This is a genomic window from Nonomuraea indica, from assembly GCF_002850745.1.
Lineage (GTDB): Bacteria > Actinomycetota > Actinomycetes > Streptosporangiales > Streptosporangiaceae > Nonomuraea > Nonomuraea indica.
The window spans coordinates 186,565-206,413 of record NZ_KZ559479.1; the positions used below are offsets into that span (position 1 = coordinate 186,565).

Sequence of the window (19,849 nt, forward strand, 5' to 3'; positions counted from 1 at the left end):
GCCGCCGGCTGGTCGCGGCGCGGCCCTTCGCGGCCGCGCCGGTCAGCGGAAGTCGGAGATGCGCAGCACCGCAAGCATGTCCGTCGCCCGGGAGCCGGTCGAGAAGGACGCCTCCGCGCCGACCCAGCCCCGGAAGGCTCCCGTGTCGTCGATGATCTGCATGAGGGGTTTGACGTGGGAGTTGCCGGTGTAGCAGAACTCGCCGCGTTCCATCGCCAGACAGGTGCACCAGTGCCAGAGCGTGTCGCGGCGGTCGGACTTGGAGATCATCGTGAGGTAGTACTGGATGGAGCTGATGTCGGGGCGCGTTCCGCCGCCGTAGGTGGGGCAGCCGCCCGACTTCTGGCACGCGCCGGACGAGGACGGCTGCAGGTACGTCAGGCAGGAGGTGGTGGCGGCGCAGGCGCGGAAGGAGGAGTGGGCGAACGGCTGGTTGCCGGAGGTGACGAGCCTGCCGCCCGCCCAGCTCGTCAGGTCCTGCCTGAGCGAGCCGGCGAACGCCTTCACCGAGCTCATGGCGCGCCGGGTGCCGATCGCGGCGTTGCTGCCGTAGCCGTAGCCGTGCGTGGCCAGTGTGCTGTGCTTGAGGTCCAGGCGGGCCAGCTTGCCGTCGGGCGAGGTCCGCACGTACCACTGCTCCGTCCAGGTCTGGGCGATCTTCCACCGGATGGTGAGCACGTCGCCGGCCAGGGTGTACGTCCCCGCGCGGCTCTCGTCGGGGGCGCCGGTGAAGCCTCCGGCGGTGAGCACCTCGCAGGCGCGCGGCCGTGACGCGGCACCGCCCGCCTTGGTCGTGCAGCTCGGGTCGGGGACGGTGCCGGTGCGTTGCCTGGCCTCGGGATGGCGCTGCCACCACAGGTGGAGGCCGGCGCGCACCGTGCCGTCCGCGGCGAAGCGGTAGCTGCCCAGGCGTACCCAGTTCTGCCGGGAGGCCGTCTTCAGGTGACCCTGGGAGATGACATAGGTGGTCTTGCCGCCCGGCAGCGGCGAGGTGGAAGAGGTGGACGCCGTGGCGGTGGCGGGCCGGGCGGGCAGGATGGCGATGGCGAGCACCAGGGAGAGGATCGCCGCTGCGGTACGCAAGAAGGGACTCCCGAAGGCCGACGGGCTGGGTAGATCGTCAAGGGGCCACCGTATGCGCTCAGGAGCGGCCCGTCAGGAGATCCGAGGACTTCGGAGCACTGGGGCTGATCCATACCATCGCGATAGGGGTCAGATGACTTGTCCCCGGGCGGCGTCGTGGCGCCTACCGTGACAGCACCCCCACTGTCCGAGGAGACACGATGCCCACCCCCCTCCGTTTCGCGCTGTCTCTCGTCCTCACCGGCGCGTTCCTGCTGGCCACCTCGCCCGCGCAGGCCGCGTCCCTGGTCACCGTCCTTCGGTACGACGCCGGCCGGTCGGCCGAGTTCCGGAGCGCGGTGGACCAGGGCGCGCAGATCTGGAACTCCAGCGTCACGAACGTCCGCCTGCTCGCCGGCACTCCCGCCCACTTCGTCGTCGTCGCCGACAACGGCTGGCCCCGCGCCCTGCCCACCAGCCTGGGCCGGGGCACCATCTGGATGGGCCGGCAGGCCACCTCCCAGGGCTACCACCCGGTGCGCATCGCCGCCCACGAGATCGGCCACATCCTCGGCCTGCCCGACCGGCGCACCGGCCGCTGCTCGGACCTGATGTCCGGTTCCAGCGCTCCGGTGAGCTGCGCCAACGCCAACCCGAGCGCCGCCGAGCGGGCCGAGGTGGACCGTAACTTCGCCGGCGCCACCCCGCTGGTCGAGTTCGGTGAGCTGCACGTGGACCGCTGAGCCCGGCGCGCGGCCCGCACCTTTCGTCCGGGGGTGCGGGCCGCCGCGCGTCCGCCGGGCCGCGGTCCCGGCCTTGCCCGGCTCCTGGGTGCCGACCGTCGAGGAGGTCCGGGCCCGCCAGATGCCGCCCACTCTGCTGTTCGTCCGGGTGCCTGAGGGCAAGACCGTGAAGAACCGGCTGCACCTCGACGTCAGCCCGATCGACGGCAGCACTGACGCGGAGGTGGCCAGGCTGCTCGGCCTCGGCGCGGTGAAGGTGGACGTGGGCCAGGGCCCCGGCCGGAGCTGGGTGGTCATGGCCGATCCCGAGGGCGACGAGTTCTGCGTCCTGCGCACCCTGGCGCCGTCCGGCTGGAGGATCGGCCGGGAGCGCCGTACGCGCTGCCGGGTTCTGACGGTGGAGATCTCTACGCTGCCCCGTATGTATCGTGAGCGGATTCTCCTGACCCATCCCGGCACCTCGAAGCCCAAATATCTGGAGCTCCGGGCCGACGGGGTCGACCTGCACCGGAGCTGGTGGACCGGGGCCGGGAAGCCTCAGGAGCGCCTGAAGTCGTTCGGCAGCGGGCGCGCGGCACGCGAGGCCCTGGAGAAGATCGTCACCGAGAAGATGGGTGACGGGTACGCCCTGCTGCGTGACGTCGCCGCGGCCGAGCCGGGCGACGTCGTCGTCCAGTGCGCGACGCCGGCGGCCAACGGGACCGTTGCGTTCGCCCTGCACCCGGACGGCGGCACCCTTGCGGTCGCCCGCGGCATTCCTGACCGGGTCAGGCTGCGGCTCGGCTCCGAGGTGCAGACCGTCGACTTACGGACCGGCGCCCGCCGGGTGGTGTACGCCGACGCGTCGCGGAGCTCGGCGGTCCATGACATGGCGTTCGAACCCGACGGAACGCACCTTTCCTTCACCGTGCGCAACCTGCGCGACGGGGTGGACACGAGCCACACGGTGGAACTCGCCACCGGTCATGTTCGGCGCCTGCCCCGCGCCTGCTCGGGGCGGGACGCCGTCGCCGGCCGGATGCTGGTGTCCGACGATCACACGGTGCGCGTGCTGGGCCCGGATGGCCGTTCGTGCCTCGATCTTCCGGCGGGCGAGCCCTCGCGGGCCGGCGCCGTCGCCCTGTCTCCGTCGGGCCGGCTCGTCGGCCTCATCCGCCACCCGGACGGCCGCGATACGGAGTACGACCTCGAGATCTGGGATGTCGACACCGGCCGGCGCGTGCTCGGTGTCCCGTACCCCTTCCCGACCGTGGCCCGTGGGGTCGGCAAGCTGATGTTCGACCGGACCGAGCAGCTCCTTGTCGTGAGCGGTGCGACGTGGGGATGCGGCGGCGTCTCGGTGGAATCGGGTGTCTTCTGCTGGACGATCGAAGGTGGGTTGGCTGACGTCGCGCTGTCACCCGACGGCACCCGGCTCGCCGCCGCCCGCGTCCGAGGTCCGGTCGTCGTTCATGACGCCGCGACCGGACAGCCGCTGGAGCCGCGCTTCGTCGTACCCGGCGAGCCGTCGCTCACCTACGACACGGTCGAGTTCTCCGCCGATGGGCGGCTGCTGGCGGTCGGCGACAGCCCCGGCCGCGTCACGGTGTTCCGGTTCGACGGCCTGGAGTTCACCGCACCCGGCGGCTGACCGGGGCGGGCGTTCCTGTTCCAGGAGCGCGGGCGGGACGGCCGCCGGTGCGTTCAGCGGGCCGGATCGCCTGCCGCAGGCGCGGCCAGGGGGATGATTCTCCTGATCTTGCCGCCGGCCGACTGCTCGGGCGGTTCCTGACCGCGTTCGAGCGTGACGTGGCCTGCCTGGTGCCGAGCCAGCAGGTGGGTGATCTCGTCGCGCACCGCCTGCCACACGTGGTCGGGGTCGGCGCCGTCGGCGGGTTTCAGGCGCACGCGCAGCGTGGTGGGGGAGGTCTGGACGAGCTGGAACCGCTCGACGCCGGGAACGCGGTCCAGCAGGGTGCCGAAGGCCATGGGGGAGATGCCGACCGGCTCGCCGCCGCCGGTGGGGAAGGTCAGCAGCTCCGCCGCGCGGCCCTGCACCTGGACGGCGGGCAGGGGGCTGCCGCACGGGCAGGCGTCGGGGCGCAGCAGGACGTTGTCGCCCAGGTCGTAGCGCAGGATCGGCTGGACCCGGTTGGCGAGGTTGCTCAGCAGGACCGTGTGCGACGGCCGGCCCGCAGGGACGGGCCGGCCGTCGGCGTCGACCGGTTCCAGCACGGCCCAGTCGCTGTTGACGTGCAGCCAGTCGTGCGCGCAGCCGAACGCGAGGAAGCCGCACTCGGTGGCGGCGTAGGCGGAGCGGACCGGCGCGTGGAACGCGGCGGCGATCCTGGCGCGGTTCGCCGCCGTCAGCGTCTCACCGCCGGCGATGATCATTCCCGGGCGGATGCGCAGCCGGCCGGCCTCCTGCTCGGCGGCCAGCAGCCCGAGCATGCCGGAGAAGCCGGTGAGGGAGCTCGGGGCGTACCGGTTGAGCTGGGCGGCCAGTTCGGGCAGTGGCTGGTGGATCGAGAACTCCCGCAGCATCCAGCCGAGCCGGGGATGGTCCAGGCGGAACCGTGCGGCGCCGGCGACGGTGGCGAAGTGGCCGCCGGGCGCGGTGACGATCGCGGTGCGGCCCGCGCCGCGCAGGAGGCGCAGGAGGTCGCCGATCCGCAGCCCGGCGCGGGCGCGGCGGCCGACGGCGTTGCCCACGGCGAGGCTCAGCTCGTCCTGCAGGAAGATGCCGCGCAGGCCGCTGGTGCCGGACGTGGTGGCCACGAGGTAGCGGCCCTGGAACGGCTCGCCGACGACAGCGGGATCGGCCACGAACGCCTGTGCCTTCGCCAGCGTCACGTCCGGGTCGGTGACCCAGTCGTCGAAGTGGGCCATGAGGGTCTTCTTGTCGGTGACGGGCAGCAGCGCCGGGTCGTCGACCTCGTCCGGCAGGTGCCGGTACAGCTCGCGGAAGTACGGTGAGCGGGCGCGGGCGTGGGCCACGATCTCGGCCAGCCGGGCGCGTTGCCGCCGCGTGATCGCGGCGGGTCCTTCCCGCAGGGCGCGTCGGGCGTCGCGGGCGAGGTGTCGCAGGGTCTCGGTCATGAACGGCTGTCCCCTTCTTCCGGTGTGCGGGCGGCGGAGGTGCCGGGCCGGGTCACGTCCCCGTGCACCGGTGTGTCCGGTGCGGTGTCGGGTGTGGTGTCGGGTGTGGTGTCGGGCTGGATCGAGAGCAGGCCGTGCATGGCGATGTCGAGGCCGTGCCGGGCGGCCTCCCACAGCTCCTCCTGCGACCGGCCGAGCTCGGCACTCGCCAGGCTGGCCTGCTGGATGGCGCCGATCAGGGCTCCGGTCATCGCCGCGGCGGTGACCGGATCGAGCCGGCCGGGGAAGGCCTTCGTCAGCTCGGTGGAGATCCGCCGCTGCGCGTCCATCAGCAGGTACAGGCCCTTGGCCTGCAGGGCCGGGGTCGTCAGCACCAGGCGGGACACCGCCGACAACTCCTCGGGCTCCTTGTGGGGCACGACGGGTCTGCGCCGGGCGGCGTACTCCTGGACCATCCGCGCCAGCAACGCGCCCGGACCCTCCTGCGGCCGTCGCTCCGCGAACGCGCCGAGCAGCAGGTCGAAGACGTGCTCCGCGTCGGCGAACACGACCTCGTCCTTGCTGCGGAAGTAGTTGAAGAACGTCTTGGGATCGACGTCCGCCGCCACGGCGATCTGGGCCACCGTCGTCTGCTCGTATCCCTGCTCGTCGAACAGCTTCACGGCCGCGGTGACGATCCGCTGCCTGGTCAGCCGTTTCTTGCGCTCACGACGCGACTCCTGCATGAGGAAGATTACATCACATGGAACATTGGTAGTCACTGGAAATTTTCGCCGATCGCACCAAACTCGGCCGGGCGAGGGTTCAGGAGGTGGCTGGCGTAGAGGACCGCTGACCGGCGGGATCACGGCCCAGGTCGTACGGCAGGGCCGGGCGGGCGTGCGGGCGCTCGGGAGCCTTCAGCCGGGGAACGGCGCATCACGGAGCAGCAGGGCCGCCTGCACCCGGTTCGCGCAGTCGAGTTTGGCGAGGATGCGGCTGACATAGGTCTTGACGCTGGCCTCGGTCAGGTGAGCGCGCCGAGCGATCTGCGCGTTGGACAGGCCCTGCGCCACCAGGGCGAGGATGTCGGCTTCGCGCGCGGTGAGGGTGGCCAGCCGGCGGGCGGCGTCACGTCCGCCCGCGCCGGCGCGCGGCGCCGCCATGTCGAGCACCTGGCGGGTCACCGCGGGCGACAGGTACGCGTGCCCGGCGTGAGCGGCGTGGACTGCGCGGATCAGTTCGTCGGGGGTGCACGTCTTCAGGACGAACCCGGACACGCCTTGCCGGACCGCTCGCCGTACGTTGTCCTCATCGCCGAAGGCGGTGAGCAGCACCACGCGCGTCCCGGTCAGTTCGGCGGCGGCGGCCAGGCCGTCCATCACGGGCATCGAGATGTCCAGGAGGGCGACGTCGACGCGGTGCCGACGGGCGGCCCGCACCGCCTCGCGCCCGTCGCGCGCGGTGGCCACCACCTCGATGTCCCCGGCCGACTCCAGGACGGTGCGGATGCCGGTGGTGATGAGGCACTCGTCATCGGCGATCAACGTCCTGATCACGTGGCCGCCCCGGCGAGGGCCGGCGCCAGCGGAAGCATCGCGACGACGTGGAACTCGCGCGGTCCCGGGTGGACCCTCAGCAGGCCCCCGGCGGCGGCGACGCGTTCGGTCAGCCCGCGCAGGCCGCTCCCGCCGCCGGCGGAGGAGGGGGGCCGGCGGGACACCGGATTCGTCACCGAGACCAGCAGAGCGTCGGGCTGCCAGTCGAGCGACACGGTGATCGGCGCGCCGGGCGCGTGCTTGACCGCGTTGGTCAGCCCTTCCTGGACGACCCGGTAGGCGGCGTGGGACGCCTTCGGGTCGGTCAGGGGGACGGCCTCGCCGGACGTCCCGATCGTCACTGTGGCACCCGCCGCCCGGGTCCGTGCGACGAGTTCGTCGATGTCGTCCACGCGGGGGGCGTCATGGTCGCGAAGCGCGTTGACCACCTCGTGCAGTTCGGCCGCGGCGGCACGGGCGGTGTCCGCCAGGTCGCCCACCGCGCGCCGCCGGCCGGGGGGCAGCGGGCCCACCTGCAGCGCGGCGGCCTGCACCGACACCAGGCTGAGCAGGTGGCCGAGCGAGTCGTGCATGTCGTGGGCGATGCGCAGCCGCTCACGCAGCCGTTCCTGCTCGGCGATCAGGGCTCTCTCCCGGCGCATGTGCTCGCGCTGCTGGGCGACGTACCGACCGGCGAGCAGGGGCAGCACGGTCAGGACGACGACGCGGGCCAGGCTGATCCACGGTTCCTCGGCGCCGGGGGATCGCTGCACGGCCAGCAGCAGGGCGCACACGTACGCGCAGAGGGCGCATGCCGTCACCACGACATCCCTGCGTGCGGAGATGCGGTGCCCGGCGTTGCAGCCGGTGCAGACCAGCAGTGCCAGCGAGGCACCGGTGAGCAACGCCAGCACCAGTGACACGAAGAAGGCCGCGAACGGCACGCGCCCCATCAGCGCCGTGGTCAGCACCACCGCCCCGGCGTACGCGGCGAGCGTCCAACCCCCCGTCCCGTCCGCCCACAACAGCGCCGTGTCCGCGATGACGACCGCGGCGATGAGCGCACACCTGGACATGTGCCTCACCTTAGTCACTGCGCCTCGGCGCGCTCATCGTCAACTTTGGTGAACAGCGTCGCCCTCCTCAGGGGGCAGACCTCGCCTGCCGTGACCCCTAACGTGCTGCGCATGCCCAAGACACCCCGGGGAGCGGCCATCCTCTCGACGCCGGTCAGCGCCCCGACCCCACAGCCGTCCCCGCGGTGGAGCGCCGGCCCTCACGCGGCCACGCCCGGACTCCAGTGGGGCGCCGCATGCCCGTGATCCGGCGGAAGGGACGCCGCCGCTGGAGACGCCGGCGGATCGCGGGCGCCGTCACCGCGGTCATCCTGGCCGCCGCCGTGGCCCTGACGGCGGTCTTCTTCCCGTCTGTGGCGGCCACCACCTGCCCCGGCTGCTACGGCCTGGTGCGTCTCCAGCCGGGCGTGTACGTCGAACCCGGCCTGCCGCCGGACCGGCGCCGGCACGTGACCGAGGTCGTCGAGCAGGCCAACAGGCGGGTACACGACTTCTTCGGCGGACGGAAGAGCTCCCCGGACATCCTCGTGTGCCTGTCCGACGACTGCTACCGCGGCATCGGCGGCGGTCGCGAACGCGGCATCGCCGTGCTCAACCGGTCGGTGATGCTGTCCCCGCGCGGCGTCGATCCCGTGATCGCCTCGCACGAACTGACGCATGTGGAGCTGCACGCCCGGCTCGACGGCGCCGACGTCCCGCAGTGGTTCGACGAGGGTCTGGCCGTCCTGGTCAGTGACGATCCCCGCTACCTCGCCCCGACCGGCGATCGCTGCCTGCTCGACTCCCGCCGGCCCCTGCCTGCCACGCTCGGCGACTGGCTGCGCGCCGCCTCGGCGGATCCCCGGGTGTATGCCGAAGCCGCCTGTCAAGTGAGTCGTCGGGCAGGGGCGAACGGCGGGAAGGAAGGCGTACGAACCCTTGTCGAACAGCTGGCGGCAGGGCAGCCCTTTGCCGACATCCGGCTGCCGGCCGCGACCTGACCGGCGGCACCCCCAACCGGTCTCCCGGTGCTGAGGCAGGCGGGTCGAGGCAGACGAGTCCTCTGTGGACGGCGACCGGCGCCGGCCGGTGCGGGCGGCGTCACCCCGGCGTGTCGCCGGCTTCGCGTGCCACTCTCTCCAGCCGGTTGCGGTGGTCCTCCCACCACGCCTGGTCGACCGGCGGCATGTTGGAGTTGTCGGCCCGCACCCCGACGGCTCCGTCGATCAGCTCCCTGACGATGTCGGCGTGCCCGGTGTGCCGTTGGGTCTCGGAGATCATGTGCACCATGATCTGGTGGAGTGTCACCTGGCTGCGCTCGTCCGGCCACCAGGGGACTCGGCCGACCGCGTCGAGCGTCAACGCGTCGATCGTCGCGTCCGCGTGCGCCCACGCCCGGTGGTACAGCCCGGTGATCTGCTCGCGCGACTCGTCGGCGGTCGCCCACATGTCCGCGTTGGGTTCCGCGTCGTCCGCGAACCATGGCAGCGCCTCGCCGGACGGCCGGTCGAAGACGCCGCCGAAGTACTCCAGCTCGACGCTGGCCACGTGCTTGACCAGGCCCAGCAGGTTGGTCCCGGTCGGCGTAAGCGGCCGGCGGATGTCGTACTCCGACAGCCCGTCGAGCTTCCACAGCAGGGCCTCGCGGGCGGTGCGCAGGTAGTGGTGGAGGTGCGCTTTCGGGTCTGATTCGAGCATGCCGGACATTGTGTCACCGCGTTGAACGCGCGGCACGCCCGCCGCATGGCGGCAGGCGTGCCGGGAGATCTCATTTGCGGCAGCCGGACCAGTTGTGGTGGTGCAGCGGGTCGCTCGGCACGGGCGGCTGCCCGCCCCAGGTGATCTTGTACCAGTAGGTGCCGTTGTCGATGTGGGAGAAGGTGGCCATCGTGTGGGAGCCGGTGTCGAAGTACCACGGATCACCGCACCGGCCGTTGAAGGGGAAGTTGTAGGCGCCCGCCGCCCCGGCGGTCGCGACCACGAGAGCGGCGCTCGTGGCCAGGGCGGCCGCCGCCGCGAGAATCGGCTTCCTGAACATGGGTTCCTTCCCTGTCGAAGAGACGCGAACATGACGCACTGTAACGCAATCATGACTGTGTGTTGCCTTGGAGGGTGCGCGTTGCGGGGTCCCGCGCCGGCCGGGCATGATGATCGCCACATCGGACAAAGGCGGCACAGTGGACTTCACGGTCAGGTACGAGCCCTCTCCCGACGAGGTGGCGCGTGCGCTCGATCAAGGACTGGCCCGGCAACTCAGGACCCTCTACGTGGCCCTGCCGGTGGCTCTCGCCGGGGCGGGCGTCGCCTGCCTGCTGGCCGGCGCCGTCGGTCTCGGCGTCGGCCTGATGGTCGGGGCGGTGGCGTTCCCGCCGGCGCTCAAGTGGACGGCGCGCCGGATGGCCAGGCGGCAGCTCGCCTACATCTGCGTGCCCACGACGCTCCGGGTGGCCGACGACGGGTACGCCTGCGTGACGGACCAGTCCACCACCACGGTGCAGTGGTCCATGTTCACCCGGATCGACGGCACCCCGGAGTTCTGGCTGTTCTTCATCGGCAACCAGTGGTCGGGGTTCCTCCCCAGGCGCGCCTTCGACGGCGAGCAGCAGGCCGCCCTCGACGGCTTGTTCGCCGCCCACGAACCGGCCGGCCGCGGATAGGGGCGCGGGTCCGGGCGGGCGGCGAGATCGCGGGCCGCTCCTCGGCCGGGGCGCCGGGTGGAGTGAGGCGGGCGGAGAACGAGCCCTCGCCCGCGATCATCGCGCCGCGTCGCGTCCGCCGGGCGTGCGGAGGGGGCGAGGCGGGCCAGGGCGGCACGTGTCGTCCAAGGGTCTCCTACCATGGGGCAAGATCGGCGGAGGCGAGCCACGAGAGGACCGTACGACGCCACCCGCGAGAGCCGTCCTGACCGGAGGCGCGCCGGACGCCCGCACGGCAGGAAACGCCTGAACCGACCACCACGGCCACCCACCCGACATGAGGAATGATGCCGAGCATCAAAGAGGTCGCCCGGCTCGCCGGCGTCTCCGTTGGCACCGTGAGCAACGTGCTGAACCGGCCCGACACTGTCGCCCCCGACACCCGGCGTCGCGTCCAGGCGGCCGTCGCGCAGCTCGGCTACGTGCGCAACGCCTCGGCCCGGCAGCTGCGGGCCGGGCGCAGCCAGGCCATCGCGGTGGTCGCGCTCGACCTGTCCAACCCGTTCTTCATCGACGTGCTGCGCGGCATCGAGGCCACCGCGCACGAGGCCGGCCTCACCGTGATGGTGTTCAACAGCGACAAGAAACCTGCCCACGAGGCCCGGCTGCTCCAGATGATCGAGGAGCAGCGGCCGCTGGGCGTGCTCATCACCCCGGTCAGCGACGCGGGCTGGCGCGAACGGCTGGACCGGCTCACCTCGCGCGGCATCCCCGCGGTCCTGTTCGACAGCTCCTCCCACCACACCCACGGCTGCTCGGTGACGAGCGACGACGTCGTCGGCGGACGCCTGGCCGGCCGGCATCTGCGCGAGCGCGGTCACCGGCACATCGCCTTCGCCGGCGGCCCCTTCACCGTGCGCCAGGTGGAGGACCGGCGCGCCGGCCTGGCAGCCTCTCTCGCGGAGGACGACAGGCTGACGGTGCTGCCGCTGCCCGACCTGACCGTCGCCACCGGGCGGATCGCGGGCGAGGAACTGGCCCGGCTGCCCGCCGCCGACCGGCCCACCGCGGTCTTCTGCGCCAACGACCTGGTCGCCATGGGCGTCCTGCAGGAACTGACCCGGCACGGTCTGCGGGTTCCCGGCGACGTGGCCATCCTGGGGTACGACGACATCGACTTCGCGGCCGCGGCCGCGGTGCCGCTGTCGTCCATCCGCCAGCCGCGCAGAGAGCTCGGCCGCACCGCCGCCGAGCTGCTCATCGAGGAGTCCGACCAGCCCGACCGCCACGACCACCGGCAGATCATCTTCCAGCCCGATCTGGTGGAGCGTTCCTCCACGGACGGGCCTGGCCCGGCCCGCACGACCTGGTGAACCCGTACAACCCGGTGAACCTCGCCGGCCACGGCCACGGCGGCCGCTCAGTCGTGCGGCCGAACCGCGGCCAGAGGGCCGCCGACCTGCGCCGGACCTTCCACGGCCGCGGGCGGCCGGTGCCGACCGCCGGCGCCGACGAGCGGTGCCGGTGGCCCGTTCGCGGGTGCCCGCCCGGCGCGGAGGCCGGCGGTTTTTGATCGGTTCCCACAACTGGAGCCCCGTAGCGTGCGCGGTCTACGACATGGCGCGGCCGCGTCGAAGACGGAAAGGTAGAACTCTGCCGGAAGGGCGCCGTGTCGCGGCGCGCACATCGTTGGTCTACAGGAGGGCTCGGTCGGGTGTTCAGTCGTGTCGCCATCGTCAACCGTGGTGAGGCCGCGATGCGGCTCATCCACGCCGTACGGGACATCGCCGCGGAGACCGGGACCCGGATCGAGACCGTCGCCCTGCACACCGACGTCGACCGCGCCGCCGCCTTCGTCCGCGAGGCGGACCTGTCCTACGATCTCGGTCCCGCCGCCGCCCGCCCGTACCTCGACCTGAAGGCGCTGGAGCGCGCGCTGGTGGAGACGGGGGCCGACGCCGCGTGGGTCGGCTGGGGCTTCGTCGCGGAGGACCCGGCGTTCGCGGAGCTGTGCGAGGAGATCGGGGTCACCTTCGTCGGGCCGAGTCCGGAGGCCATGCGCAAGCTCGGCGACAAGATCGGCGCGAAGCTGATCGCCGAGGAGGTCGGCGTGCCGGTCGCGCCGTGGAGCCGCGGCGCGGTCGAGACGCTGGACGCCGCCCTGGCGGCGGCGGCCGAGATCGGCTACCCGCTCATGCTGAAGGCGACCGCGGGCGGCGGCGGGCGCGGCATCCGCGTGATCACGAACGACGCCGAGCTGGCCGACGCCTACGAGCGCACCAGCCAGGAGGCCGCGCGGGCGTTCGGCAGCGGCGTCGTGTTCCTGGAGCGCCTGGTCACCGGTGCCCGCCACGTCGAGGTCCAGGTGATCGCCGACGGACAGGGCACCGCGTGGGCGCTGGGCGTCCGTGACTGCTCGGTGCAGCGGCGCAACCAGAAGGTCATCGAGGAGTCGGCGTCGCCGGTGCTCGGCCCCGAGCAGACGGCCGAGCTGAAGGCGTCGGCCGAGCGGCTGGCCGTCGCGGTCGGCTACCGCGGCGCGGCGACCGTCGAGTTCCTCTACCACCCCGGCACGAAGCTGTTCGCGTTCCTCGAGGTCAACACCCGCCTGCAGGTCGAGCATCCGATCACCGAGGTCACCACGGGCTACGACCTGGTCAAGGCGCAGCTGTGGGTGGCGTCCGGCGGCAGGCTCGAAGGGGAGCCGCCGGTGGAGCGCGGGCACGCCGTGGAGGCGCGGCTCAACGCCGAGGACCCCGACCGTGACTTCGCGCCCGCCCCGGGCCGCATCGCGCGGCTCGACCTGCCCTCCGGGCCGGGCATCCGCGTGGACACCGGCGTCAGCGAGGGCGACACCATCCCGGCCGACTTCGACTCGATGATCGCCAAGATCATCGCCTACGGTCGTGACCGTGACGAGGCGCTGGGCAGGCTGCGCCGGGCGATGGCGCAGACCACGGTGATTATCGAGGGCGGCGCGACGAACAAGAGCTTCGTGCTCGACCTGCTCGACCAGCCCGAGGTGATCGACGCCAGCGCCGACACCGGCTGGATCGACCGCGTCCGCGGGGAGGGCCGGCTCGTCTCGCACCGGCACTCCGCCGTCGCGCTGGCGGCGGCCGCCATCGAGGCGTACGAGGAGGAGGAACGCGTCGAGCGGCAGCGGCTGCTGTCGACGGCGTTCGGCGGGCGCCCGCAGGTGCAGCACAAGAGCGGCCGGCCGCTGGACCTCAAGCTGCGCGGCGTCGGCTACCGTGTGCGGGTCGCGCGGATCGGCGCCCATCGGTTCCGGGTCGGTGTCGAGGTGGGTGACGACGTCCGCACCGCCGACGTCGAGCTCGACCGCTTCGACCGGCACACCGGCCAGATCATCGTCAACGGCGCCCGATACCGCCTGCTCACCGGCACGCACGGGCCGATCCACCTGGTCGAGGTGGACGGTGTGGCGCACCGGGTGAGCCGCGACGAGGGTGGTGTCGTCCGCTCGCCCGCGCCCGCGCTGGTGGTCGCCACGCCGCTGGAGATCGGCGCGGAGGTCGAGGCGGGCGCGCCGGTGCTGGTGCTGGAGAGCATGAAGATGGAGACGGTGCTGCGGACGCCGTTCAGGGCGCGGCTGCGCGAATGCGTCGTGTCGGTGGGCAGCCAGGTGGAGACCGGCGCGCCGCTGCTGCGGCTGGAGCCGCTCGCCGACGGCGACGCCGAGGCCGAGACCGCCTCCGGCGCCGGGGCCGTCGAGCTGGACCTGCCCGCCGCGCCCGACCGGCTGCCGGCGCGGGAGCGCACCAGGCGCGGTCAGGAGGATCTGCGCAGCCTGCTGCTGGGCTTCGACGTCGACCCGCACGACGAACGCCGGGTGCTCGACGACTATCTCGTCGCGCGGCGGGCGGCCGCCGACGACGGCTACCGGCCGCTGGCCGAGGAGCTCGGCCTCGTCGACGTGTTCGCCGATCTCGCCGAGCTGAGCCGCAACCGGCCGGCGGGCGAGGACGGCGGCGGTGACGGCCACGTGCCGAGCGCCCGCGAGTACTTCCACGCCTACCTGCAGAGCCTCGACGTCGAGCGGGCCGGTCTGCCGGAGTCGTTCCAGGCCAAGCTGGCCAGGGCGCTCAGGCACTACGGCGTCACCGACCTGGAGCCCTCACCCGAGCTCGAAGCCGCGGTGTTCCGGATCTTCCTCGCCCAGCAACGCGCCTCCGCCGACGTCGCGGTCATCACGACGTTGCTGCGCGCGTGGCTGCGGGAGCCGCCGCCGGACGAGACGCTGCGCGAGCCTGCCGGCCTCGCGCTGGAGCGGCTGGTCGCGGCGACGCAGGTGCGGTTCCCCGTGGTGTCCGACCTCGCGCGTGGCGTGGTGTTCGCCTGGTTCGCCCAGCCCCTGCTGCGCCGCAACCGCGCCCGCGTCTACGCCGCCGTCCGCAGGCATCTGCGTCACCTGGACGCGCACCCGGACGCGCCGGACCGCGCCGAGCGGATCGCCGAGATGGTGCGCAGTACCGAGCCGCTGGTGCGGCTGCTCGGGCAGCGGCTGGTCCGCGGCGACCTGGACAACGCGGTCATGCTGGAGGTGCTGACCCGGCGCTACTACGGCAACAAGGCTCTGACCGGCGTCCGCACCAGGGTGGTCGCGGGCTGCACGTTCGTGGTCGCCGAGCGGGCGGGCTCGTGCGTGGTCTCGGCGGCGGTGGGTTTCGAGGCGCTGGGCAGCGCGCTGCGCGGCCTGGCCGAACTGGCGGGCGGTGACGACGCCGTCGACGCCGACATCTATCTCGCCTGGGAGAACCAGCCCGCCGACTCCGACGCGATGGCCGCCGCGCTGCACGAGGTCGTCGCCGCGCATCCGCTGCCGGAGCAGGTCCGCAGGCTCACCACCACCGTCGCGGGCAGCGGCGGCGCGGTGATGCACCACCACTTCACCTTCCGCCCGTCGCCCTCCGGGATGGCCGAGGAGCGGCTGATCCGCGGGCTGCACCCGTACATCGCGGAGCGGATGCAGCTGGAGCGGCTGAGCAAGTTCGACCTCACCCGGCTGCCGTCGTCGGACGAGGAGGTCTACCTCTTCCAGTGCGTGGCGCGGGAGAACCCGTCCGACGACCGCCTCGTCGCGTTCGCGCAGGTGCGCGACCTGACCGCGCTGCGCGAGCACGACGGCAGGCTGGTCGCCCTGCCGACGGCCGAGGACACCGTGGCCGCGTGCCTCGACTCGATCCGGCGCGCGCAGGCGCGGCGGCCGTCCAACAAGCGCTTCAACACCAACCGGATCGTGATCTACGTCTGGCCGCCGAGCGACCTCACCCGCGCGGAGATCGAGATGATCGCCGGGCGGGTGCGGCCGACGACCGCGGGCGCCGGGCTGGAGGAGATCCTGTTCATCGCGCGGCAGCGCGACAAGGCGACCGGCGAGCTGACCAAGATGGCCGTGCGCATCTCCTTCGACGCCACCGGCGGAGCCGAGCTGACCATCGGCGAACCGTCGGACGAGCCGGTCGAGCCGGTCGACGACTACCGGCTGAAGGTGCTGCGCGCGAGCAGCCGCAACACGGTCTACCCGTACGAGCTGACCGGCCTGCTCGGCGACTTCGTCGAGCACGACCTCGACGCCGGCCACGCGCTGGTCCCGGTCGACCGGCCCAAGGGGCGCAACACCGCGGCGATCGTCGCCGGGGTGGTCACCACGCCGACCCCGCGGCACCCGCAGGGCGTCACCAGGGTCGTGCTGCTCGGCGACCCCACGAAGTCGCTCGGCGCGCTGTCGGAGCCGGAGTGCCGCCGTGTCATCGCCGCGCTGGATCTGGCCGAGCGGATGCGGGTGCCGTTGGAGTGGTACGCGTTGTCCGCGGGCGCCCGGATCTCCATGGAGTCGGGCACCGAGAACATGGACTGGGTGGCCGCGGCGCTCAAGCGGATCGTCGAGTTCACCCAGGACGGCGGCGAGATCAACATCGTGGTCGCGGGCATCAACGTCGGAGCGCAGCCGTACTGGAACGCCGAGGCGACGATGCTCATGCACACCAAGGGCGTCCTGGTGATGACTCCCGACTCGGCGATGGTGCTCACCGGCAAGCAGTCGCTCGACTTCTCCGGCGGCGTGTCGGCCGAGGACAACTTCGGCATCGGCGGCTATGACCGGGTGATGGGCCCGAACGGGCAGGCCCAGTACTGGGCGCCGAACCTGGCCGCCGCGCGGGACGTGCTGATGTCCCACTACGACCACACCTACGTCGCGCCGGGTGAGGAGTCGCCGCGGCGGGCGCGGACGGCCGACCCTGTCGACCGTGACGTCTCCGGGTTCCCGCATGCCGTGGCGGGCAGCGACTTCACCACCGTCGGGGAGATCTTCTCCGCCGAGGCCAACCCGGACCGCAAGAAGCCGTTCGACATCCGGACCGTGATGCGGGCGCTGTCCGACCAGGACCACCCGGTGCTGGAGCGGTGGGCCGGCATGGCCGACGCGGAGACCGCGGTCGTGCAGGACGTCCATCTCGGCGGCATCCCGGTGTGCCTGCTGGGCATCGAGTCGCGGTCGGTGCCGCGGCGTGGCTTCCCGCCCACCGACGGCCCGGACACCTACACGGCGGGGACGCTGTTCCCGCGCTCGTCGAAGAAGGCCGCGCGGGCGATCAACGCGGCCAGCGGCAACCGGCCGCTGGTGGTGCTGGCCAACCTGTCGGGTTTCGACGGCTCGCCCGAGTCGATGCGGAAGCTGCAGCTGGAGTACGGCGCCGAGATCGGCCGCGCGATCGTGAACTTCCGCGGGCCCATCGTGTTCTGCGTGATCTCGCGGTACCACGGTGGCGCGTTCGTGGTGTTCTCGAAGGCGCTGAACCCGAACATGACGGTGCTGGCGGTGGAGGGGTCGTTCGCCTCCGTGCTGGGCGGCGCCCCCGCCGCGGCGGTGGTGTTCTCCGGCGAGGTCAACGCCCGCACCGCGGCCGACCCGCGCGTACGGGATCTGGAGGCCCGTGTCGGGGCCGCCTCCGGCGCCGACCGTGCCGCGTTGACCGCGGAGCTCGACGAGCTGCGTTCGTCGGTCCGCGCGGAGAAGCTCGGTGAGGTGGCCGCCGAGTTCGACCGGGTGCACGACATCCGGCGCGCGGTCGAGGTCGGCTCCGTCGACGCCGTCATCCGCGCCGCCGAGTTGCGCCCGCGGATCATCGAGGCGATCGAGTCCCGCCTGCGCTGACGGGAGGCTCGTGCCGTCCGCGCCGTGGTCGACCGGCACGGCGCGGACGGCGGCGGCGTGGTCACGAGGGTGTGCCGCGGGTAGCACTCTCCGTGGTGGGCGTGTCGAGGCCGCCCACGACGTGTGGGAGGCGTGGTGACCGAGAACCTCAAGGAGCGCAGCACGGCGGTCCTGGACGTGAGCGGCCTGCACTGGGCGTCGCAGCAGAACGTGGTGGCCGCGGTGCTGGGCCGCCGGCCGGGTGTGATCGAGGTGGAGCCCAACCCGGTGGCGCAGACGGCGACCGTGGTGTTCGACCCGCGGGTCACCTCGGTGGCCGAGCTGCGCCGGTGGGTGGAGGAGTGCGGCTTCCACTGCGCCGGGCAGTCGGTGCCGGCCCATGTCTGTGACCCGATGGCCGAACCCGACCCGCCGGACGGCGGCCACATGCCCCCTCATGGGGCGACGGCGGTCCACGAGGAGCATGCGCCGGCGGCTCCGCACGACATGACGGGGCACGACCACGGCGGCATGTCGATGGAGGCCATGGCCGCCGACATGCGCAACCGGTTCCTGGTCGCGGCGGTGCTGTCGGTCCTGATCACCGTCTGGTCCCCGATGGGCCGCGAGATGCTCGGGCTGCACCTGCCGGTGCCGTTCGGGCTGCGGGAGGACGTGTGGGCGCTGCTGCTCAGCCTGCCCGTGATCTTCTACTCGTCCTGGGTCTTCTTCGCCGGCGCCGCGCGGGCGTTGCGGGCCCGCACTCTCGACATGATGGTGCTCGTGGCGGTGGCGATCGGCGCCGGCTGGCTGTATTCGGTCTTCGTCACGCTGGCCGGCGGCGGCGAGGTGTTCTACGAGGCGGCCGCGATGCTGGCGACGTTCGTGCTGCTCGGGCACTGGCTGGAGATGCGGGCCCGGGGCGGCGCCAATGACGCGATCCGCGCGCTGCTCGACCTGGCCCCGCCCAGAGCGGTGGTCCTGCGCGACGGCGAGCAGGTGGAGGTTCCCACCGCCGAGGTCGTCATCGGGGACATCCTGCTGGTCCGGCCCGGCTCGAAGATCGCGGTCGACGGCGAGGTGGTCGAGGGGGAGAGCGAGGTGGACGAGTCGATGGTCACCGGCGAGAGCCTGCCCCTGCACAAGGCCCCCGGTTCCGCCGTCATCGGCGCCACCATCAACAGGAACGGCACCCTGCGGGTCCGCGCCACCAAGATCGGCTCCGACACGGCGCTCGCGCAGATCGTCAAGCTGGTCCAGCAGGCGCAGAACTCCAAGGCGCCCGGCCAGCGGCTGGCCGACCGGGCGGCGTTCTGGCTGGTGCTCGTCGCCCTGGTCGGCGGCGCGCTGACCTTCGCGGTCTGGCTGGCCTCCGGGGCGCCCGCCGGCACGGCGATGCTGTTCGCCATCACCGTCGTCGTGATCACCTGCCCGGACGCGCTCGGCCTGGCCACCCCGACCGCCATCATGGTCGGCACCGGCCTGGGCGCCCGTCGGGGCGTGCTCTTCAAGAACGCGATGGCCCTGGAGACCTCGGCGCGGATCCAGGCCGTCGTCATGGACAAGACGGGCACGCTCACCAAGGGCGAGCCCGAGGTCACCGACGTGATCGTCGAGGGGATCGCCGAGGACGAGCTGCTGCGCCTGGTCGCCGGGGTGGAGCGCGAGTCCGAGCACCCGCTGGCCGGGGCGATCGTCCGCCACGCCGGCCGGCTGGGGGAGCCGCCGCGGGCGGACACGTTCGCGAACGTGCCGGGCCACGGCGCGATCGCGGAGGTGGACGGCCGCCGCGTGGTCGTCGGCAACCGCCGCCTCATGGAGCGCGAGGGCATCGGGCTGGGCGCGCTGGCCGCCGCCCGGGAGGAGCTCGCCGCGGGCGGCCGGACCGCGGTGATCGCGGCCGTGGACGGCCGGGCCGCGGGCCTCGTCGGCATCGCCGACGCCCCGCGGGACACCTCCGCGGCGGCGGTGGCCGCCCTGCACAGGAGCGGCATCGAAGTGATCATGCTGACCGGCGACAACGAGGCCACCGCACGGCGCATCGCCGAACGGCTCGGCATCGACACGGTCATCGCCGAGGTCCTGCCCGGCGACAAGGCCGCCGAGATCGCGAAACTGCAGCGCGGCGGGCGGAAGGTCGCGATGGTCGGCGACGGGGTGAACGACGCGCCCGCGCTCGCGCAGGCCGACCTCGGCATCGCGATCGGCGCGGGCACCGACGTCGCGATCGAGACCGCCGACGTCGTGCTGATGCGGTCCGACCCGCTCGACGTTCCCACGGCGCTGACCATCGGCGGCGGAACCCTGCGCAAGATGCGCCAGAACCTGGGCTGGGCGGTCGGCTACAACGCCGTCGCCCTGCCGGTCGCCGCCGGCGTGTTCGAGCCCGCCTTCGGGCTGGTGCTCCGGCCCGAGGTCGCCGCCCTGTCCATGTCGGGTTCGAGCTTCATCGTCGCGGTCAACGCGCTCATGCTCAAGCGGCTCCACCTGCCCGATCCCGCCGCGTCCCCGGAGAGCCGGCCGGTCCGGCCGGGAAGGCGTGAACCGGCCGGATGAACCGGGCCGCGGTCCCGGCGTCCCGTGGACGCGCGATGCCCCG

The 19,849-nt window shown here is 72.8% G+C and carries 14 protein-coding genes; 7 read left to right on the forward strand and 7 right to left on the reverse strand.

Annotated features, from left to right (window positions below):
- Window positions 1–42 precede the first annotated feature (42 nt).
- Complete coding sequence (locus CXR44_RS29965; RefSeq protein ID WP_144070132.1) at window positions 43–1,083, reverse strand: hypothetical protein; 1,041 nt, start codon at window positions 1,081–1,083, stop codon at window positions 43–45.
- Window positions 1,084–1,283: 200 nt separating this feature from the next.
- Between CXR44_RS29965 and CXR44_RS29970 the strand changes: the two genes are divergently transcribed.
- Together CXR44_RS29970 and CXR44_RS42000 are read left to right on the forward strand one after the other, a co-directional pair.
- Complete coding sequence (locus tag CXR44_RS29970; RefSeq protein ID WP_101789482.1) at window positions 1,284–1,805, forward strand: snapalysin family zinc-dependent metalloprotease; 522 nt, start codon at window positions 1,284–1,286, stop codon at window positions 1,803–1,805.
- Between the two features lie 73 nt (window positions 1,806–1,878).
- Window positions 1,879–3,435, forward strand: coding sequence for a VOC family protein (locus tag CXR44_RS42000; protein ID WP_342748610.1), 1,557 nt, complete (start codon window positions 1,879–1,881; stop codon window positions 3,433–3,435).
- A gap of 53 nt (window positions 3,436–3,488) precedes the next feature.
- Here the strand turns inward: CXR44_RS42000 and CXR44_RS29980 are convergent, their stop codons facing one another.
- From CXR44_RS29980 to CXR44_RS29995, 4 genes are all read right to left on the reverse strand, one after another.
- Entirely contained in the window at window positions 3,489–4,883 is a 1,395-nt protein-coding gene (locus tag CXR44_RS29980; protein ID WP_101789483.1) for a CoF synthetase, read from the reverse strand.
- Entirely contained in the window at window positions 4,880–5,608 is a 729-nt protein-coding gene (locus tag CXR44_RS29985) for a TetR/AcrR family transcriptional regulator (protein WP_101789484.1), read from the reverse strand. The genes CXR44_RS29980 and CXR44_RS29985 overlap by 4 nt, the downstream gene beginning before the upstream one ends.
- Window positions 5,609–5,782: 174 nt before the next feature.
- Window positions 5,783–6,421 carry a response regulator gene (locus CXR44_RS29990; protein ID WP_101789485.1) on the reverse strand — a complete coding sequence of 213 codons (639 nt, stop codon included), beginning with the start codon at window positions 6,419–6,421 and terminating at the stop codon, window positions 5,783–5,785.
- Window positions 6,418–7,476, reverse strand: a complete 1,059-nt coding sequence (locus tag CXR44_RS29995; RefSeq protein WP_101789486.1) for a sensor histidine kinase — start codon at window positions 7,474–7,476, stop codon at window positions 6,418–6,420. Before CXR44_RS29995 ends, CXR44_RS29990 begins: the two co-directional genes overlap by 4 nt.
- Before the next feature lie 236 nt (window positions 7,477–7,712).
- Between CXR44_RS29995 and CXR44_RS30000 the strand changes: the two genes are divergently transcribed.
- The gene (locus tag CXR44_RS30000) at window positions 7,713–8,456 is read left to right on the forward strand and encodes a hypothetical protein (protein WP_144070133.1); all 744 of its coding nucleotides are present in this window, start codon (window positions 7,713–7,715) and stop codon (window positions 8,454–8,456) included.
- Between the two features lie 100 nt (window positions 8,457–8,556).
- Here CXR44_RS30000 and CXR44_RS30005 read toward each other — a convergent pair whose 3' ends face one another.
- Both CXR44_RS30005 and CXR44_RS30010 read right to left on the reverse strand, forming a co-directional pair.
- Window positions 8,557–9,153 carry a DinB family protein gene (locus tag CXR44_RS30005; RefSeq protein ID WP_101789520.1) on the reverse strand — a complete coding sequence of 199 codons (597 nt, stop codon included), beginning with the start codon at window positions 9,151–9,153 and terminating at the stop codon, window positions 8,557–8,559.
- A 70-nt stretch (window positions 9,154–9,223) separates the two neighbouring features.
- Window positions 9,224–9,493, reverse strand: coding sequence for a hypothetical protein (locus CXR44_RS30010; RefSeq protein ID WP_101789488.1), 270 nt, complete (start codon window positions 9,491–9,493; stop codon window positions 9,224–9,226).
- A gap of 139 nt (window positions 9,494–9,632) precedes the next feature.
- On the opposite strand from CXR44_RS30010, the gene CXR44_RS30015 reads away from it, so the two are divergent.
- From CXR44_RS30015 to CXR44_RS30035, 4 genes are all read left to right on the forward strand, one after another.
- Window positions 9,633–10,112, forward strand: coding sequence for a YcxB family protein (locus CXR44_RS30015; protein ID WP_144070134.1), 480 nt, complete (start codon window positions 9,633–9,635; stop codon window positions 10,110–10,112).
- 326 nt (window positions 10,113–10,438) lie between these two features.
- Window positions 10,439–11,464 (forward strand): LacI family DNA-binding transcriptional regulator, encoded by a 1,026-nt coding sequence (locus CXR44_RS30020; protein ID WP_101789521.1) that lies wholly within the window; start codon window positions 10,439–10,441, stop codon window positions 11,462–11,464.
- Between the two features lie 341 nt (window positions 11,465–11,805).
- A complete protein-coding gene (locus tag CXR44_RS30030) occupies window positions 11,806–17,271 on the forward strand; it encodes an ATP-binding protein (RefSeq protein WP_101789491.1) in 5,466 nt (1,821 codons plus the stop codon).
- Between the two features lie 135 nt (window positions 17,272–17,406).
- The gene (locus CXR44_RS30035) at window positions 17,407–19,806 is read left to right on the forward strand and encodes a heavy metal translocating P-type ATPase (protein WP_101789492.1); all 2,400 of its coding nucleotides are present in this window, start codon (window positions 17,407–17,409) and stop codon (window positions 19,804–19,806) included.
- The last annotated feature ends 43 nt before the right edge of the window (window positions 19,807–19,849 follow it).

Bases quoted from the DNA above. Each gene is read 5' to 3' on its own strand.
- CXR44_RS29970 (WP_101789482.1), top strand. From the start codon at position 1,284: ATGCCCACCCCCCTCCGTTTCGCGCTGTCTCTCGTCCTCACCGGCGCG.
- CXR44_RS29980 (WP_101789483.1), bottom strand. From the start codon at position 4,883: ATGACCGAGACCCTGCGACACCTCGCCCGCGACGCCCGACGCGCCCTG.
- CXR44_RS29985 (WP_101789484.1), bottom strand. From the start codon at position 5,608: ATGCAGGAGTCGCGTCGTGAGCGCAAGAAACGGCTGACCAGGCAGCGG.
- CXR44_RS29995 (WP_101789486.1), bottom strand. From the start codon at position 7,476: ATGTCCAGGTGTGCGCTCATCGCCGCGGTCGTCATCGCGGACACGGCG.
- CXR44_RS30000 (WP_144070133.1), top strand. From the start codon at position 7,713: ATGCCCGTGATCCGGCGGAAGGGACGCCGCCGCTGGAGACGCCGGCGG.
- CXR44_RS30005 (WP_101789520.1), bottom strand. From the start codon at position 9,153: ATGCTCGAATCAGACCCGAAAGCGCACCTCCACCACTACCTGCGCACC.
- CXR44_RS30010 (WP_101789488.1), bottom strand. From the start codon at position 9,493: ATGTTCAGGAAGCCGATTCTCGCGGCGGCGGCCGCCCTGGCCACGAGC.
- CXR44_RS30020 (WP_101789521.1), top strand. From the start codon at position 10,439: ATGCCGAGCATCAAAGAGGTCGCCCGGCTCGCCGGCGTCTCCGTTGGC.